The sequence below is a fragment of the Sulfitobacter sp. HI0040 genome (assembly GCF_001634885.1).
In the GTDB taxonomy this organism is placed as follows: domain Bacteria; phylum Pseudomonadota; class Alphaproteobacteria; order Rhodobacterales; family Rhodobacteraceae; genus Sulfitobacter.
The window spans coordinates 1-17,090 of record NZ_LWEX01000046.1 but is presented as its reverse complement, the minus strand read 5'-3'; the positions used below and the strand labels follow the sequence as shown (position 1 = coordinate 17,090).

The 17,090-nt window shown below is 62.5% G+C and carries 16 protein-coding genes and 1 pseudogene; 10 read left to right on the top strand and 7 right to left on the bottom strand.

Going from position 1 to position 17,090, the window contains the following annotated elements; translation table 11 throughout:
* The 10 genes and pseudogenes from A3728_RS04645 to A3728_RS04600 form a co-directional block, all read left to right on the top strand.
* Nucleotides 1-375, top strand: a pseudogene (locus A3728_RS04645) (phosphotransferase); the annotation flags it as partial.
* Nucleotides 368-1,204, top strand: a complete 837-nt coding sequence (locus A3728_RS04640; protein ID WP_067920706.1) for an IclR family transcriptional regulator — start codon at nucleotides 368-370, stop codon at nucleotides 1,202-1,204. The pseudogene A3728_RS04645 and the gene A3728_RS04640, both read left to right, overlap by 8 nt.
* A gap of 365 nt (nucleotides 1,205-1,569) precedes the next feature.
* Nucleotides 1,570-2,817 (top strand): branched-chain amino acid ABC transporter substrate-binding protein, encoded by a 1,248-nt coding sequence (locus A3728_RS04635; protein ID WP_067920704.1) that lies wholly within the window; start codon nucleotides 1,570-1,572, stop codon nucleotides 2,815-2,817.
* A gap of 79 nt (nucleotides 2,818-2,896) precedes the next feature.
* Nucleotides 2,897-3,853 carry a branched-chain amino acid ABC transporter permease gene (locus A3728_RS04630; RefSeq protein ID WP_067920703.1) on the top strand — a complete coding sequence of 319 codons (957 nt, stop codon included), beginning with the start codon at nucleotides 2,897-2,899 and terminating at the stop codon, nucleotides 3,851-3,853.
* Nucleotides 3,850-5,181, top strand: coding sequence for a branched-chain amino acid ABC transporter permease (locus A3728_RS04625; RefSeq protein WP_067920701.1), 1,332 nt, complete (start codon nucleotides 3,850-3,852; stop codon nucleotides 5,179-5,181). The genes A3728_RS04630 and A3728_RS04625 overlap by 4 nt, the downstream gene beginning before the upstream one ends.
* Entirely contained in the window at nucleotides 5,178-5,957 is a 780-nt protein-coding gene (locus tag A3728_RS04620; protein ID WP_067920699.1) for an ABC transporter ATP-binding protein, read from the top strand. Before A3728_RS04625 ends, A3728_RS04620 begins: the two co-directional genes overlap by 4 nt.
* The gene (locus A3728_RS04615) at nucleotides 5,954-6,658 is read left to right on the top strand and encodes an ABC transporter ATP-binding protein (protein ID WP_082851023.1); all 705 of its coding nucleotides are present in this window, start codon (nucleotides 5,954-5,956) and stop codon (nucleotides 6,656-6,658) included. The genes A3728_RS04620 and A3728_RS04615 overlap by 4 nt, the downstream gene beginning before the upstream one ends.
* 23 nt (nucleotides 6,659-6,681) lie before the next feature.
* Nucleotides 6,682-7,887 (top strand): serine hydrolase domain-containing protein, encoded by a 1,206-nt coding sequence (locus A3728_RS04610; RefSeq protein ID WP_067920696.1) that lies wholly within the window; start codon nucleotides 6,682-6,684, stop codon nucleotides 7,885-7,887.
* Nucleotides 7,887-9,839, top strand: coding sequence for an acetoacetate--CoA ligase (locus A3728_RS04605; protein WP_067920694.1), 1,953 nt, complete (start codon nucleotides 7,887-7,889; stop codon nucleotides 9,837-9,839). The genes A3728_RS04610 and A3728_RS04605 overlap by 1 nt, the downstream gene beginning before the upstream one ends.
* Before the next feature lie 11 nt (nucleotides 9,840-9,850).
* On the top strand, nucleotides 9,851-10,732 hold the full coding sequence (locus tag A3728_RS04600) for an acyl-CoA thioesterase (protein ID WP_067920692.1): 882 nt from the start codon (nucleotides 9,851-9,853) through the stop codon (nucleotides 10,730-10,732).
* Nucleotides 10,733-10,810: 78 nt separating this feature from the next.
* Here A3728_RS04600 and A3728_RS04595 read toward each other — a convergent pair whose 3' ends face one another.
* From A3728_RS04595 to A3728_RS04565, 7 genes are all read right to left on the bottom strand, one after another.
* Nucleotides 10,811-11,182: a VOC family protein gene (locus A3728_RS04595; RefSeq protein WP_067920690.1), complete on the bottom strand. Its 372-nt coding sequence runs from the start codon at nucleotides 11,180-11,182 to the stop codon at nucleotides 10,811-10,813.
* Between the two features lie 15 nt (nucleotides 11,183-11,197).
* Entirely contained in the window at nucleotides 11,198-11,971 is a 774-nt protein-coding gene (locus A3728_RS04590; protein WP_067920688.1) for an SDR family oxidoreductase, read from the bottom strand.
* A 9-nt stretch (nucleotides 11,972-11,980) separates the two neighbouring features.
* Nucleotides 11,981-12,751, bottom strand: coding sequence for an SDR family NAD(P)-dependent oxidoreductase (locus tag A3728_RS04585; protein ID WP_067920686.1), 771 nt, complete (start codon nucleotides 12,749-12,751; stop codon nucleotides 11,981-11,983).
* Nucleotides 12,748-14,064: an acyl-CoA dehydrogenase family protein gene (locus A3728_RS04580; protein WP_067920684.1), complete on the bottom strand. Its 1,317-nt coding sequence runs from the start codon at nucleotides 14,062-14,064 to the stop codon at nucleotides 12,748-12,750. The genes A3728_RS04585 and A3728_RS04580 overlap by 4 nt, the downstream gene beginning before the upstream one ends.
* A gap of 17 nt (nucleotides 14,065-14,081) precedes the next feature.
* Nucleotides 14,082-14,861: an enoyl-CoA hydratase-related protein gene (locus tag A3728_RS04575; protein ID WP_067920682.1), complete on the bottom strand. Its 780-nt coding sequence runs from the start codon at nucleotides 14,859-14,861 to the stop codon at nucleotides 14,082-14,084.
* Nucleotides 14,858-16,150 (bottom strand): 3-hydroxyacyl-CoA dehydrogenase, encoded by a 1,293-nt coding sequence (locus A3728_RS04570; protein WP_067920680.1) that lies wholly within the window; start codon nucleotides 16,148-16,150, stop codon nucleotides 14,858-14,860. Before A3728_RS04570 ends, A3728_RS04575 begins: the two co-directional genes overlap by 4 nt.
* Nucleotides 16,147-17,090 (bottom strand): class I adenylate-forming enzyme family protein (locus A3728_RS04565; RefSeq protein ID WP_150120644.1); only part of this gene is annotated, 944 nt, incomplete at its 5' end. The genes A3728_RS04565 and A3728_RS04570, both read right to left, overlap by 4 nt.

Below are 17,090 nucleotides of genomic sequence, written 5' to 3'. Positions count from 1 at the left end.
GATTGTCTTGCTGTGCTGGACTGGGAGCTTTCGACGATCGGGCATCCCTTTGCCGATCTGGCCGCCGTGATCATGCAATGGCAGATGCCCGCCGGGAGCGAGGGGCGCGGTTTGGCGGGGATCGACCGCGCCGAACTGGGCCTGCCGAGCGATGCCGAATTCATCGCCCGCTATTGCGAGCGGCGCGGACTGGGGGGCATCGACAATTTCGGATATTATCTGGCGTTCAACTTCTTCCGGATGGCCGCAATCATCCAAGGCGTGCTGAAGCGGGCGTTGGACGGAAACGCATCGAACCCGGAACGCGCGATGAAGGTAGGACGCTATGTGCCGGTGTTTGCCCAGCATGGGCTGGAGGCGCTGAAGCGTGGCTGAACAGGAGTTCGTCACCGATCCGGCGGAAGCCAAGGACCGCAATTTCGTCACCGCGCTGGCGCGCGGGCTCGATGTGCTGCGCTGCTTCCGCTCCAACGAGGTTGCGCTGACGAACACGGATTTTTCCGAACGCACGGGCCTTCCCAAGGCCACGGTGTCGCGGCTGACCCATACGCTTTGCGCGCTTGACTACCTTGTAGCCGATCCCCGCACGGGCACCTACCGGCTGGGGGCCGGGGTTCTGCAACTGGGCTTTGGCGTGCTTTCAGCGATGGACATCAGCGACCGGGCCGAACAGGAAATGCGCAAGCTGCGCGATGGCCCGAATTCCTATATCACCGTCGCTCTGGCCGAGGCGCATCGGCTGGATGCCGTTTACGTGGCGGCCGAGCGTTCGCGGGAAGACGTGGCCCTAATGATGCGCATCGGGTCGCGGTTGCCGATTTTCCGGTCCGCCATCGGGCGGGCGATCCTTGTCGGGATGGATGAGGCCGCGCGCGAAAGGATCTTTGCCTTCGCCCGCGAGGAAGGCCCCGAGGCGGAAGCCGAGGGCCGCGCCCATGTGGACGCCGCGCTGCGCGAATTCGAGGAACGCGGCTATTGCACGAGCTACGGGGAATGGCGCGGGGACGTGAACGGTATCGCGGTTCCGGTCTTCACGTTGAACGGCTCCCGCGTCTACGGGCTGAACGTCGGGGGGCCGTCCTTTCACGTCAAGAAAAGGCAGCTTGAAACCGTCTATTCGAAGCTGCTGTGGGACGCGGCGGAGGCCATCAGCATCCGAAGCGGCGGGACGCGGAAAGCGGATGTAGAATCAAAACCGGACTGACGGACACCAATTCCGCTATGCGGAACTGGACGCTGTCGTGGAGGTTTGGCATGCCTTCGGAATCCCGATGTTACGTAGGGTCCGCTTTCGGTATGGCCGGGTGATCCGCAGGGCTGTTCGGCGGGCCCGATACCGACGAGTATTCTGAGATAAATATATAGTTATCATGTGTTTACCTATCGTCACCTGACAGTGACTAACCCCCCGCTACCACCCCCACCTGCACCCCGGTAGAACACAGCTGGATGATGCGGGTGCAAAACTTCATGACCGAACTTGACTTTATCCAGTGGTGTGCAAGGCTTCGCGCAAGGTCCGGATTGAAAACGCAACAATGCGCCGGGCTGTCCTAGGGAGGATCACAAATGAAGAAGATTACGAAGCTGGGCGCGGTCTCTGCGCTTTCCATGATCGTCGGTGCGTCAGCCGCATTCGCCGAGAACATCAAGATCGCATTCATCGACCCGCTGAGCGGACCTTTCGCCAGCACCGGCACCAACGGCCTGCACCAGTTCGAATTCGCGGCCGACTACATGGTCAACGACGACGGCGGCGTGCTGGATGGCCAGAAATTCGAGATTATCGGCTACGACAACAAGATCAGCCCGAAGGAATCGCTGATCCAGCTTCAGGTCGCCATCGACCAGGGTGTGCGCTACATCGTACAGGGCAACTCCTCCGGCGTGGCCAACGCCCTGACGGAAGCCATCGACAAGCACAACAAGCGTAACCCCGACAGCCGCGTACTGTTCCTGAACTACGCCGCGGTCGACCCGGCGCTGACCAACGAAAAGTGCAACTTCTGGCACTTCCGCTTCGACGCCAACGCCGACATCAAGATGGACGCGCTGACCGACGTGATCGCCCAGCAGGACGACATCAAGAAAGTCTATATCATCGGGCAGGACTATTCCTTCGGTAAGGCGGTTTCCGCCGCGGCGAACAAGTTCCTCGGTGAAAAGCGTGACGATATCGAAATCGTCGGCGATGAATTGCACCCCATCGGCAAGGTGAAGGACTTCACGCCCTACGCGCGCAAGATCGTCGCTTCGGGTGCCGACGCGGTTATCACCGGCAACTGGGGCGCGGACATGCTGGGCCTTGGCAAATCGGTGATCGAGAACGGCTTTGACGGCCCGATCTACACCTATTACGCGGCCGGCTCCGGTATCACGGCGGCCTTCGGCGAAAGCGGCAAGGATCGTATCCGCCTGATTTCCCAGGGCGGCATCAATCCGATCGCCTCCGAAGAGGCCCGCGCGGCCTATGAGGCCTTCGAGAAGAAGTACCCCGATGGCAACATCGACCAGAGCCGGATCTTCAACGTGATCGGCATGCTGGAGAAGGCGATCGAGCAGGCGGGCACCGCTGATGACGTGGTGGCCGTGGCCAAAGAGCTTGAGGGCATGGAGTACGAAACCATGTGGGGCGGCAAGCTCTACATGCGTCCGCAGGATCACCAGCTGATCCAGGACATGCATGTGGGCGTGCATACGGATGAGAACATCGATTTCGACTATGACCAGTCTGGTTTCGGCGTGCTGACCGAATCCACAGTCGAAATGGCCTCGATGGACAGCCCGACCACCTGCGAGATGAAGCGCCCCGAATAAGGGACGTTCACGGGGCCGCACCGTCACCGGCTGACGGTGCGGCCATCCTTCCTGAAAATTCTATCCCCCGGGGGACCCGATGGAACTCATTCTCGTCAACGTGATCGACGGGCTTGTGACCGGATTGCTGCTGTTCATGCTTTCGGCCGGCCTCACGCTCATCTTTTCCATGATGGGTGTGCTCAACTTCGCGCATGCCAGCTTCTATATGCTTGGCGCCTATTTCGCCTATCAAATCAGCCTCGCACTGGGGTTCTGGATGGGGCTGTTGCTGGCGCCACTTATCGTCGGGGTGCTTGGCGCCGGGGTTGAACGATACGGGCTGAGACGGGTCCACCAATACGGCCACGTGCCGGAGCTTATCTTTACCTTCGGTCTGGCGCTGCTGATTGAGGAATTGGTCCAGTTCATCTGGGGCAAGAACCAGATGCCCTATGACATCCCCGACATCCTGAACTTCACCGCCTTCTCCATCGCGGGCAATTCGATCCCGGCCTACAAGATCTTCATGATCTTCATCTCGGTCGCGATCTTCATCGGGCTGCTCTACATCCTGACCCGGACCCGGGTGGGGATGATCATTCAGGCAGCACTCAGCTATCCGCGCACGGTGGAGGCGCTGGGGCACAACGTGCCGCTCATCTTCATGGGGGTCTTCGGGGTGGGCACTGCGCTCGCCGGTGTTGCCGGGGTGATCGCGGGGCCGGTGCTGGGCACCTTCCCGGGCATGGCCTTCGTTCTTGGCTCCATCGTCTTCGTGACCATCGTGATCGGCGGGCTCGGATCGCTCTGGGGTGCTCTGGTCGCCTCGTTGCTGATCGGCTGGCTGACCACCTTCGCGAAGTCCTACAATATTGAGATGTCCAATATCCTGAACGGCATCGGCATCGTCACGCCCTCCAACCTTGAGGACAATATCTTCCGTGACCTCTGGACGGTCACGAGCCCGCAGATCGCGGACATCCTGCCATACATCCTGATGGTGCTGATCCTCATCTTCCGCCCCGCGGGCCTCTTCGGAAAGCGTCACACATGAGCGACCTCAAACATACCGATATCGAAGACGGAACGGAGCAGATCACCACCGATCCGACGGATGCGCGCGAAAAGATGCGGGCGGGGTCGATGACCTACACCCTGATGCCCTGGATCGTCGGCGCTGTGCTGCTGGTCATTATGCCTTTCATCTTCACGTCGAACTCGGCGCTGACGATCATGAACCAGATGTGGATCACGGTGGTCTTCGCGCTGTCCTATAACATGCTGCTGGGTCAGGGCGGGATGCTGTCCTTCGGCCATGCGGTCTATGCCGGGGTCGGCGGCTTCGCGGCGATGCACATCATGAACGCGAGCGATTTCTTCGCGTCTTTCCCGCTGCCCGTCCTGCCGCTGTTCGCAGGGCTGTTCGGCATGGGGCTGGCGCTGATCGTCGGGTCATTCTCCACCCGCAATGCCGGGACCGTCTTTGCCATGATCTCGCTCGGCGTGGGGGAGCTGATCGCGGCCTGTTCGGTGATTATCGTGGCGTTCTTCGGCGGAGAGGAGGGCATTTCCGGCGACCGGACCTACGCGATGCCCTTCTTCGGCAACGAGTTCCTCCAGCAGATCGACGTCTATTACCTCACCTCGTTCTGGGTGCTTCTGAGCGCCGTCTTGATGTACCTGTGGTCGCGCACCCCGGTGGGCCGGATGGCCAACGCCGTGCGGGACAATCCCGAACGTGCCGAATTCCTCGGCTATTCGGCACGCTGGGTGCGGTTCTACAGCTTCGTGGCATCGGGCTTCTTTGCCGGTATCGCGGGGGGCCTTTTCGCGATCAACTACGAAATCCTGACCGAGGAGAACCTCAACACAGCATCCTCGGGCGTGATCCTTCTGGTGACCTTCCTTGGCGGCGTGGGCTTCTTCTTCGGGCCGATCATCGGCGCGGTGGTCTTCACGCTGGTGCAGACGGTTCTGAGCCTTCAGACGGAGCTTTGGGCCTTCTATGCCGGTGTGCTGTTCCTCGCCACGGTGATGTTCTTCCCGGGTGGTCTGGCGGGGCTGATCATGATGCATGTCCCGGCGTTCAAGACGGGGCGGGCCGGTACGCTGGTGATGCCCTACATCAAGACGCTGCTGCCCGCGGCGGTCGGCGTTCTGGCGGTCTCGGCGCTGGTGGAGATGACGTTCCATGTGCGCCACGCGGCCACGGGGGATTACGACATGACCCTGTTCTGGACGACCTTCAACAGCCATTCCCTGCTGCCGTGGATCATCGCCATCGCCGTCGCGGTTCTGGCCTTCTGGATCACCCGGCGTAACATGCCCGAACTGCGGGCGGCATGGGCAACCGCCAATACGGCACGGGAGGGGACGGTATGAACGCCATGACAAGCACGGATGCCCCGGCGCTGGACATTTCCGGCCTGCGAAAGAGCTTTGGCAAGGCGGAGATCATCCGCGGGATCGATCTGAGTATCGGCAAGGGGGAACGCCACGCGGTGATCGGACCCAACGGCGCGGGCAAGTCCACGCTGTTCAACCTGATCACGGCGCGCTTTGCCCCGACAAGCGGCACGGTCAAGCTGCACGGTAAGGATCTGGCCGGGTTGCAGCCCTTCCAGATCAACCGCATGGGGCTGTCGCGGTCTTTCCAGATCACGAACATCTTCCCGGCCATGTCCGTGTTCGAAAACGTGCGCTGCGCGCTGCTCTGGTCGCATGGGTACAAATACAGCTTCTGGAACATGGTCGGCCGCTCCCGCGATCTGACCGAGGGGGCGGACCGTATCCTCGAACAGATCAACCTGACGTCCCGGCGCGATCTGCCTGCGGGGGTGCTGTCCTACGCCGAACAGCGCGCGCTGGAGATCGGCATCACCATCGCCGGTGGCGCCGACGTCATCATGCTGGACGAACCCACCGCCGGGATGAGCCATTCGGAAACCGATTACATCATGGACCTGATCCGCACGGTCACCGTGGGCAAGACCCTGATCATGGTGGAACACGACATGGGCGTTGTCTTCGGCCTTGCGGACCGCATTTCGGTGCTGGTCTACGGGGAGATCATCGCGACGGGCAAACCCGAGGAGGTGCGCGGCGATGCCCGCGTGCAGGAAGCCTATCTGGGCGCCGCGCTGGAGGCGGAACACTGATGATCGAAGTAACCGACATGCACGCCTACTACGGCAAATCCCACATTCTTCAGGGTGTGACGATGAATGTGCAGGAGGGCGAGATCGTCGCCCTTCTGGGGCGCAACGGGGTGGGCCGTTCCACGACCTGCAAGGCTATCATGGGCGAGGTGACGCCCAAGGGATCGGTGAAGTTCAAGGGAGAGGAGATCGCGGGCAAGAAAGCCTTCGAGGTGGCCAATATGGGCATCGGCTATGTCCCCGAGAACCGCGATATCTTTCCGGGTCTCACCACGCGGCAGAACCTGATCCTAGGGCTGAAACCCGGCCAGAAGGACGGCACCGGGCGCTGGTCGATGCAGAACATGTTCGATCTGTTTTCCAACCTCAACGAACGCGCCGATGTCGAAGCTTCGGTTCTGTCGGGCGGTGAGCAGCAGATGCTGACCATGTGCCGGACGCTGATGGGTGACCCGGATTTCGTGATGATCGACGAGCCGACGGAAGGCCTGTCGCCGCAGATGACCCAGAAGGTGGCCGAGTTGCTGCAGGAAATTGCCCGGCGCGGGATCTCCACCCTGCTGGTGGAACAGAAGCTCGCCATCGCCATGGACATCGCGCATCGCGTCTATGTCATGGGTCACGGGCAGGTCGTCTTCGAAGGCACCCCCGCCGAACTGCGCGCCCGGGACGACGTTCGCAAGGAGTGGCTGGAGGTCTGACCCGGCTTTCAGGGAGTTGGTAAATGGGACGTCTTGATCCAGCGCGTCTGGACCGCATCGCGACATGGATGCAAAGCTATGTGGACCGGCGCCGCTTTCCCGGCTGCTCGGTGCTGATCGCCGAAAACGGGAAGGAAGCCTATTACCACGAGGCCGGGATGCGTGACGTGGACTCGGGCCTGCCTTTCCGACGGGACACGGTCGCGCGCATCTATTCGATGACCAAACCGATCACCAGCGTCGCCTTGATGATGCTGGCGGAACGGGGGCTCTTCCACCTCGATACGCCGGTGTCCGAATTCATCCCTGCCTTCGGCGACATGCGCTGCCTGCGCGATGGCGCCACGGAGGCCGACGATACCGAGGCCTGCCCGACGCCCACCCTGCACCAGTTGCTGACCCATACCTCCGGCCTCAGCTATCCGTTCAACCCCGGCCTCGTCAGCCGCCTGATGGACGCCGAAGGGCTGATGTTCGCCACGGGCCCCGATACGCTCGCTCCCATGGTGGACCGGGTGGCCGCCCTGCCGCTGGCCTTCCGGCCCGGCAGCCGCTGGGAATATTCGGTAGGCATCGACGTGATCGGGCGGGTGGTCGAAGTCGTCTCCGGCAAGTCGCTCGCCGACTTTTTCGAGGAAGAGATATTCGCCCCCCTCGGCATGAAGGAAACCGCGTTCGCCCTGCCGCAGGAGATGGAGGACCGCTTTGCCGCACTTTATACGCCGCTTGCGGGCAGTGCCTTCGGGTTGAACGAGGCGAAACAGGGGGGCGAGACCCTGCGCATGGTCGATCACGTGCACCGGACGCCATACCGCGGATCGAAGATGCAATCGGGCGGCGGCGGTCTGGTGGGGACCATCGACGATTACCTGAAGTTCACCGAGATGCTGCGCACCGGCGGGGCGGGGCTTCTGTCGCCCGCCACGCTCCGCTTCATGATGCGCAACCACCTGCGGGGGGAGATCGCCTCCATGGGGCCGGCTAGTTTTGCCGAACAGCCGATGGAGGGTATGGGCTTTGGCCTCGGCGGTGCCGTGGTGCTCGACCCGGGCCGCGCCCGCGCCCCGGGCAGCATCGGCGATTTCAGCTGGGGCGGCATGGCCTCGACGTTTTTCTGGATCGATCCGGTGTTCGACCTGTCGGTGATCTTCTTTACCCAGTTGTCGCCTTCCAGCTCCTACCCTGCGCGGCCCGAGTTGAAGGCATTGGTCCACGGAGCACTAAAGTAATGACCCAGATCCTCTGGACGCCCACGCCGGAACGCGCCGAAGCCTCGACACTGGCTGAGTTCATGCGCTGGCTGGAGAAGGAGCGCAGCCTCAGCTTTGCCGATTACAACGAGATGTGGCGTTGGAGCATCGACGACCTCGAAGGTTTTTGGTCCGCGATCTGGGAATTTTTCGATCTGCGCGCCAGCCAGCCGTGGGAGCGGGTGCTGGCGAAGCGGCAGATGCCCGGTGCGGTCTGGGGCCCGGGAATGCGGCTCAACTACACTGACCAGATCATGAAGCACGTGGCGGGCCGGGAGGATACGCCTGCGCTGGTGTTGCAGTCGGAAACCTTCGGGCGGTGTGAAATGACCTGGGGCGCGTTGCGCGCGCAGGTGGCCAGCGTGGCGCATCATCTGCGCCAGATGGGCGTGGAGGAAGGCGACCGGGTGGTCGCTATCCTGCCAAATACGGAAACCGCGCTCATCGCCTTTCTGGCGACGGCCAGCATCGGTGCGGTCTGGTCGCTCTGCGCGCCCGATATGGGGCATGTCGCGATCCTCGACCGGTTCAGCCAGATCCAGCCCAAGGTGCTCATCGCGCAGGACGGCTATGTCCATGCGGGCAAGATGATCGACCGGCAGGACATACTGGCGGAAATCGCGGCCGGTTTGCCCAGCGTCGGTCAGTTCGTCACGGTGCCTGTCGTGGGCGAATTGCCGGCGGGGCATGTGGCCTGGGACTCGCTCACCCAGACCGACGTGGCTTATGAAAGCGCGCAGGTTCCTTTCGAACACCCGCTCTGGATCGTCTATTCCTCAGGCACCACGGGGAACCCGAAGCCCATCGTGCACGGCCACGGCGGGATCGTGCTGGAGGGCTGCAAACAGTCCCTGCACAAGGATGTGCGCCCGGGGGACCGCTATTGCTGGCTGACGTCTTCGGGCTGGATCATGTGGAATTCGCAGTGGATGGCACTGGGGCAGGGGGCCACCGTGGCCATGTTCGACGGGGCGGTGAACCATCCCGACATGGGGGTCGTCTGGCGCTTTGTCGCGGATGAACGGCTGGATTACTTCGGCGCGGGCGCGGCATTTTTCAGCACCTGCATGAAGGCGGGGATCACCCCCCGGGAAGAGGTGGACCTGTCTGCGTTGAAATCGCTGGGCGCGACCGGCTCGCCGCTTAGTGCCGATGCCTATGACTGGATTTACCGGGACGTGAAGCAGGATGTCTGGCTGGCCCCGATCTCCGGCGGGACGGACCTGTCGGGGGCCTTCGTACTGGGCAATCCGATGATGCCGGTGCGCGCGGGCGAAATGCAGTGCCGCGCGCTTGGCAACGCGGTGCGGGCCTTCGACCCCGAGGGGAATGAACTGATCGGCGAGGTGGGCGAGTTGGTCTGTACCGAACCGTTGCCGTCCATGCCTCTGTTCTTCTGGGGCGACGAGGACGGCAGCCGGCTACACGACAGTTACTTCGATACCTACCCCGGCATCTGGCGGCATGGCGACTGGATCATGATCGACGAAAAGGGCGCCAGCGTGATCTACGGGCGTTCCGACGCCACGATCAATCGTAAGGGCCTGCGTCTGGGCAGCGCGGAGATCTACCAGGCGGTGGAAGGCCTCCCCGAGGTGATGGATTCGCTGGTGATCGATCTTGAATACCTTGGCCGCGAAAGCTTCATGCCACTCTTCGTCGTGCTGGCCGAGGGTCAGACGCTGGACGCCGCGCTGAAGGACAAGATCAACGGCGCCATCAGGCGCGATGTCTCTGCCCGCTTCGTGCCCAACGAGATCGTGCAGATCGCAGAGGTGCCGCGCACCCTTTCGGGCAAGAAGCTTGAGGTTCCGGTGAAAAAGCTGTTGTTGGGTGGGGATCCGGAACGGGTGGTCAATCGGGATTCGATGGCCAACCCGGACAGCTTCGATTTCTTCGTGGATTACGCGAACCGGCGCGCCACTGCCTAGAAAGACCCGCCATGAGCACCGATGACGCCGCCCGCGAACTGTTGCAGCTTCTCGATATCGAACAGTTGGAGGTCGACCTGTTTCGGGGCGTCGGCTCCGGTGGAGAGACCACGACGCGCATTTTCGGGGGCCATGTCATCGCGCAGGCACTGATGGCGGCCTATCGCACGGTGTCCGACCGGCTTTGCCATTCGCTGCATGCCTATTTCATCCGCCCCGGCGACCCCAAGATTCCGGTGATCTACCAGGTGGACAGATCCCGCGACGGCGGCAGTTTCACCACTCGCCGCGTGGTGGCGATCCAGCACGGCAAGCAGATCTTCAACTTCTCCGCCTCCTTCCAGATCGAAGAGGACGGCTGGGAATATCAGCACGCCATGCCACGCGTCGCCGGCCCCGAGCATTGGCCGGACCGGCCGGAATTGCGCGCCCAGCACGTCGAGCGGTTGCCCGAAAAGTACCGCGAGGATTTCCTGCGCGACCGGCCCATCGACATCCGCGAGGTCGAGCCGCGCGATTTCTTCGACCCCGAAAAGGCGGATGACCACAATTATCTGTGGTTCAGGATGCAGGCGGCCAAAGGGCAGGACCCGCGGATGCAGCATTGCCTGCTGGCCTATGCGTCGGACATGAATCTTCTGGGATCGTCACTGCGGCCCCACGGGCTGACGTGGTTTCAGGGCAAGGTCATGACCGCCAGCCTTGATCACGCCATGTGGTTTCATGCCCCGATCAACTTCGAGGACTGGCATCTCTACGAACTCGATGCGCCCTTTACCGGGGGGGCGCGGGGGTTCAACCGCGGCTCGATCTACAACCAGAACGGCACCCTCGTCGCGAGTGTGGCGCAGGAGGGGCTGATGCGCCCGCTTCGTGCTAAAGGCGCAAGCTAAAGCCGGGGTTCAGAGAAGAACGGGTCCCCATTTGATTATCCGGGCAGCGGCGTGACAGGTTGCCGCTGCCCGTCCACCTCATCCGAAGACGAAGAAACACAGTTTGTTGCCGTCCGGGTCGCGGACATAGGCGCCGTAGAACCGGTCCGGTATGCGCTGGCCCGGTGCGCCTTCGTCGCTGGCGCCAAGCTCCATCGCCTTGTTGTAAAGCTTGTCCACGGTTTCCTTGTCCCGTGCCGGAAAGGCAACCATGTTGCCGTTGCCCGGTTCGGGTGCTTCGCCGTTGTAGGGTGTGCAGACAGCGATCATGGGCTTGTCGCGGGCGGTGCCGATAAAGGCGATGCGGCCCAGATCGGTGCCCAGTTTCGCGCCTTCGCTTTCGAAAAGCGCGCAATAGAACGCCTTGGCCTTTTCCATGTCGGCGACGCCGACGGTTGCATATCCGATCATTCGGTCATTTCCTTATCAGGTGTCAAAATTGCCGTAGCGGCGATTGAGTTTGCGCATGCCGCCGATCCAGCGGTCGTAGTTCTCCGTCTTGGCGCGCATGTAGCCCAGCACTTCCTTGTGCGGCAGCACGAGGAAGGTCTCATCCCGGATCGTCTGCACGCAGGCTTCGGCCACGGGTTCGGGTTCCATCATGCCGTCGATGGCGGCGACGTGGTCTTCGTGGCCGCGGGTCATTTCCGTCCGCACGGCCTGGGGGCAGAGTACCGAGACCTTGATGCCCTGATCGCCATAGGTCATCGCCAACCATTCGGCGAGGCCGACGGCCGCGTGTTTGGTCACGCCGTAGGGGGCGCTTCCGACCTGGTTCAGCAGGCCCGCCGCCGACGAGGTGTTGAGCAGATAGCCACCCCCCCGTTCGGACATCCGCGGCACCAGATGCCGCGCGGCCCAGACATGGGCCATCACGTTGATGTCCCAGATGCGCTGCCATTCGTCATTGCCCACTTCGACGCCCCCGGCGACAGAGATTCCCGCGTTCGAGCAAAAGAGGTCGATGGGGCCGATGTTGGCTTCGACCTCCTCGATCAGGGCCTTGATTTCATCCTCGACCCCGACGTTGACGCGGTACGCCGTGCCGCCGACCTCGCTTGCGGTTTCCCGGGCTGCGTCTTCGTTGATGTCCACGCAGACGATATGCTTGGGGTCTTCCTTGGCATAGCGCAGCGCCATGGCCCGGCCGATGCCGCTCGCGGCACCGGTGACGACGATAACCTTGTCCTTCAGTTCCATGTCAGCCCCTCACGTCCACATGTTGGAACCGCCGCAGACGGTCAGTGCCTGCCCGGTCATGTAGCGGCTGGCGTCGCTGGCAAGAAAGACGGCAAGGCCCGCGAAATCCTCAGGCTCGCCCAGACGGCGCAGGGGAATTTCTTCCTTGATGCGCTTTTCCACTTCCGGGTTGTCCCAGAGTTCGCGGGCGAATTCGGTCTTTACAAGGCCGGGACAGATCGCGTTGAACCGCAGGCCCTTTGGCCCGAATTCAGCCGCGAGATTGCGCACCAGCCCGATCAGCGCCAGTTTCGACATGCCGTAGGTGCCCAGCATGACCGAAGGTTTGAACGCTCCGATGGAAGAGGTGAAGGCCATGGAGCCCGCCCCTTTTTCCACCATGTCGGGGGCCACCATCTGCGCCAGCCACAGGTTGGACTGCACGTTGGCGTTCATGGTTTTCTGGTAGGCGTCATCCGGAATTTCGGAGGTGGGACCATAGTAGGGGTTCACCCCCGCATTGCCGATTACCACATCGATGGGCCCTGCGAGTTCATGGGTCTTGTCCACTAGCGCCTGAAGCTGATCCTTGTAGCCCACGTTGCAGGACACGCCATGGGCCTTGCCCCGGCCCCGGGCGTTGATCTCTTCGGCCGCCTTGTCGAGCTGGTCCTGCTTGCGGGCGGAGATCACGACCGTGGCGCCGTGATCGGCGAGCGCCGTCGCCATCGCGAGGCCCATGCCCTTGGAGGCGCCGGTCAGCAGCGCCACCTTTCCGGTCAGGTCGAACAGATCGCTCATCCCATGAACCCCGCGGCACCGCGCGATTGCGTGACGGCCTTGGCCGCGTCTTGGCGCGCATTGCTTTCCTGATAGGTCTTGACCTCGTTGCGGGCGATGACGTGGTGGTGCACCTCGTCCGGGCCATCGGCGTAGCGCAGCGTGCGCTGCTGGGCGTACATGCCCGAGAGCGGCGACCACTGGGAAATGCCGGTGGCACCATGCACCTGCATCGCCTCATCGATGATATCGCAGACCTGCTCCGGCACCTTCGCCTTGATCATGGAAACCCAGATGCGGGCTTCCTTGTTGCCCAGAACGTCCATCGCCCGGGCGGCCTTGAGCACCAGAAGGCGCATGGATTCGATCTCGATCTTGGCGCGGGAGATGGTCTCCATGTTCTTGCCAAGGTCGACGATCCGCTTTCCGAACGCTTCGCGCGACAGCCCGCGTTCGATCATCAGGTCCAGCGCCTTTTCCGCCTGCCCGATGGAGCGCATGCAGTGATGGATCCGGCCCGGTCCGAGACGAACCTGCGAGATCTCAAAGCCACGGCCTTCGCCCAGCAACATGTTGGATTCCGGCACGCGGACGTCCGTGAAGCGGATATGCATGTGACCATGCGGCGCGTCGTCGTGGCCGAAGACATGCATCGGGCCGAGGATCTCGACCCCCGGCGTGTCGATGGGGACAAGGATCTGGCTCTGCTGGCGGAAGGGTTCGGCATCGGGCGAGGTCTTGACCATGACGATCATGATCTTGCACCGCGGATCGCCCGCGCCGGAGATGTAGTATTTCTCGCCGTTCATCACCCATTCGCCGTTTTCCAGCTTGGCGGACATGGAGATGTTCTTGGCATCCGAAGAGGCGACATCGGGTTCCGTCATCGCAAAGGCGGAGCGTATTTCGCCGGCCAGCAGGGGCTTCAGCCACTTCTCTTTCTGCTCGGGCGTTCCCACGCGTTCCAGCACTTCCATGTTGCCGGTGTCCGGCGCGGAACAGTTCAGCGTTTCGGAGGCGAGGGGGTTCTTGCCCAGTTCGGCGGCGATATAGGCGTAATCGAGGTTCGACAGCCCTTCGCCGGTTTCCGCATTGGGCAGAAAGAAGTTCCATAACCCCGCCTCCCGCGCCTTTTCCTTGGCGCCGTTCAGCAGTTCGAGCTGACGGGGGTGGTAGGACCAGCGGTCCTCGTTCTGCTCCTTCAGCCGGTGGAATTCCTCCGTGATCGGGTCCACGTTTTCGCGGATGTGCTTGATCACTGCGTTCAGCAGGGGCTTGTTGCCCTCTGACATTTCGAGGTTGTTGAGGCTGAGTTGCTTGTCGGTATCGGACATCTGGATGGTTCCCTGTCTTATTTGTTGACCCATTGGGGGGCGCGTTTCTCGACGAAGGCGTTGACGCCTTCCTTGAAATCTTCGGTCTTGGAAAGATCCGCGATAACCTCGCGGGAATAGGCGATGCTTTCGACCATGCCGTCGCGACGGTTAAGGTCATTGAGCACCCGCTTGGTGGCCTTCACGGCGGAGGGCGAGACGGTGCAAAGCTGCTCGGCCTTTTCCAGCGCCTTCGCCAACAGTTCGTCATGGGGATGCACCTCGTTCACGCAGCCCATTTCCAGCGCCTCGGCGGCGGTGATGGTGCGGCCGGTAAACATCATTTCCTGCGCGGCAAGGCGGCCCACGTAGCGCGACAGCCGCTGCACGCCCGATGCTGCGGCGAAGAAGCCGACCTTGACCTCGGGCAGGGCGAACTTGGCGTTCTCTGAGGCAAGGATGATGTCACAGGACAGTGCCGTTTCAAACCCGCCACCCATGGCGAAGCCGTTGACGGCGGCGATGATCGGCTTTTCCAGATCGAAGCGGGAGGAGAGGCCCGCAAAGCCGCTTTCGGTCATCTTGGCCTTGCTGCCGCCTTGCGCCGTGGCCTTCAGGTCATTCCCGGCGGAAAACGCCTTGTCCCCTGCGCCCGTCAGCACGGCGACCCAAAGGTCCTGATCGGCGGCGAAACTGTCCCAGCAGTCGGCCATTTCATTGTGCATGTCGACATGAACGGCGTTGTAGACGTCGGGCCGGTTCATGGTGACGATCAGGATATGGCCTTGCCGTTCGGTCTTGATGAATTCGTAGCTCATGTTTTCAGCCCGCCCTTGTCGATTTCGGTGAATTTGCCCCCGGTGCGGGCCAGCTCGCGCAGGGTGTCGGCGGGGGCGAATTCGGGGTCTTCCGCGCCCAGTTTCTCCATCCGGTCCAGCACGGCCTGCGCGCCGACGATATCGCCATAGAACATCGGGCCGCCCTTGTCGGCGGGCCAACCGTAGCCGTTCAGCCAGACCACGTCGATGTCGGAAGGACGCTGCGCCTTGTTCTCCTCAAGGATTTTCACCGCTTCGTTGATCATCGGGTAAATGCAGATCTCGATGATCTCGTCACGGCTCATGCTGGTGGGCTCGGCCCCGGTGATGTCCTTGACCACCCCTGCCGTCACGTCGGACGGGATGGGGCGGCGGTTCTCGTCGTAGTCGTAAAAGCCCGCACCGGTTTTCTGGCCGCGCCGGTCCATTTCGCACAGCGCATCGCGAATGGGGTTGTCGGTGTTGGCCCCCTTCGACCAGCCGATGTCCAGCCCGGCAAGGTCGGACATCTGGAAGGGCCCCATCTTGAAGCCGAAGTCGTTGAGTGCGGCGTCCACGTCCCATGGCATCACGCCCTGATATACCAGCTTGTTGGCCTGTTTCTGGCGCGCGAAGAGGATGCGGTTGCCGACGAAACCGGGGCAGACCCCGACCAGTACCGCGATCTTGTTGATCTTTGCGGCAAGGTCCATGCAGGTCGCCACAACGTCATCGGCGGTATGTGCGGCGCGGACGATCTCCAGAAGTTTCATCACGTTGGCCGGAGAGAAGAAATGCAGCCCGATCACATCCTCGGGCCGCTTCGTCATGGCGGCGATTTCGTCGATGTCCAGTGCCGAGGTATTGGTGGCGAGGATCGCGCCCTGCTTCATCACTTCGTCGAGACGAGTGAAGATCTTGCGTTTCAGTTCCATGTCTTCGAACACGGCCTCGATCACCAGATCACAGTCCGCCAGATCAGCGATGTCGAGCCGCCCGTCGAAACGGTCCATCCGGGCTTCGACCTCATCCTGCGGAAAGCGGCCCTTGTCCGCGCTGCGCTGGTAGTTGCCCCGCACTACCTTCAGACCCCGGTCCAGTGCTTCCTGCGTGGTTTCGACGATCTTCACAGGGATACCGGCGGTGGCGAAGTTCATGGCGATCCCGCCGCCCATGGTGCCGGCCCCGATGATGCCGACGCTTCTAATCTCGCGCCGTGGGGTATCCTCGGGCAGGCCGGGGACCTCCCACGCGGCCTTGCCGGCCTTGGCGATGTAATCTCCGGTTTCCGCTTCGCTCGGTCGGGTCATGTGCTCTCCTTTTGCAGACATTGCGCGCGCAGGGCGCGGCGATCGGTCTTGTCGGTGGCCCCGCGGACCAGCGTTTCATGCTGGCACCACAGGTATTGGGGTATCTTGAACCGGGCCAGATGCCCGTCGAGAAAGGCGGCCATTTCGGCCTGCGTCAACTGCGCTCCCGGTCTCAGCTGCACCGCGGCCCCCACGACTTCGCCCAGCCGTTCGTCGGGCACCGAAAAGGCGCAGGCCTCAAGCACGTCCGGATGCCGGTGCAGGGCGCCTTCTACGTCGAGGCAGGCGATGTTCTCTCCGCCCCGGATGATGATGTTCTTCTTGCGATCGAGGATGGTGACGAACCCTTCGTCGTCGCGCACGCCAAGGTCGCCGGTGCGCAGCCAGCCGTCCTGCAGCACCTCTGCCGTCGCTTCGGGCTTGTTGAGATAGCAGCGCATGATGTTGGGGCCCTTGACGGTGATCTCCCCCAGCGTGCCGTTAGGCACGTCATTGCCCGCGTCATCGAGCATCCGCAATTCCTGAACCGGGGGGTGCAGCTTGCCGGCGGCATCGGGGCGGGCCTTGTAGTCGTCGCCGATCATACCGATGCCAAGAGCGTTGGTTTCCGTCATGCCCCAGCCGGTGGCGACTCCAGCGTTTGGAAAGGTCTCTGCCAGTTGGGCGACTTGCGCGGCGGGGCGCTTCGCGCCACCCGACCCAAGGTAGTCGAGCGTCGGCAGGGTTTCGTTCATGCGCCGGGCGGCTTCCATCAGTTCAGCTGATTGGGTCGGCACGCCGAGAAAGCGCGTGATCTCGCCCTCGCGGATCAGGCGTACGGCTTCTTCCGCATCCCACTTGTGCATCAGCGTGATCTTGGCCCCGGCAGGTAGGCTCAGCAGGAAGAGAGGATGCGTCGCCGTCACGTGAAAGAGCGGCGTGACCACCAGCGCGGAGGGGC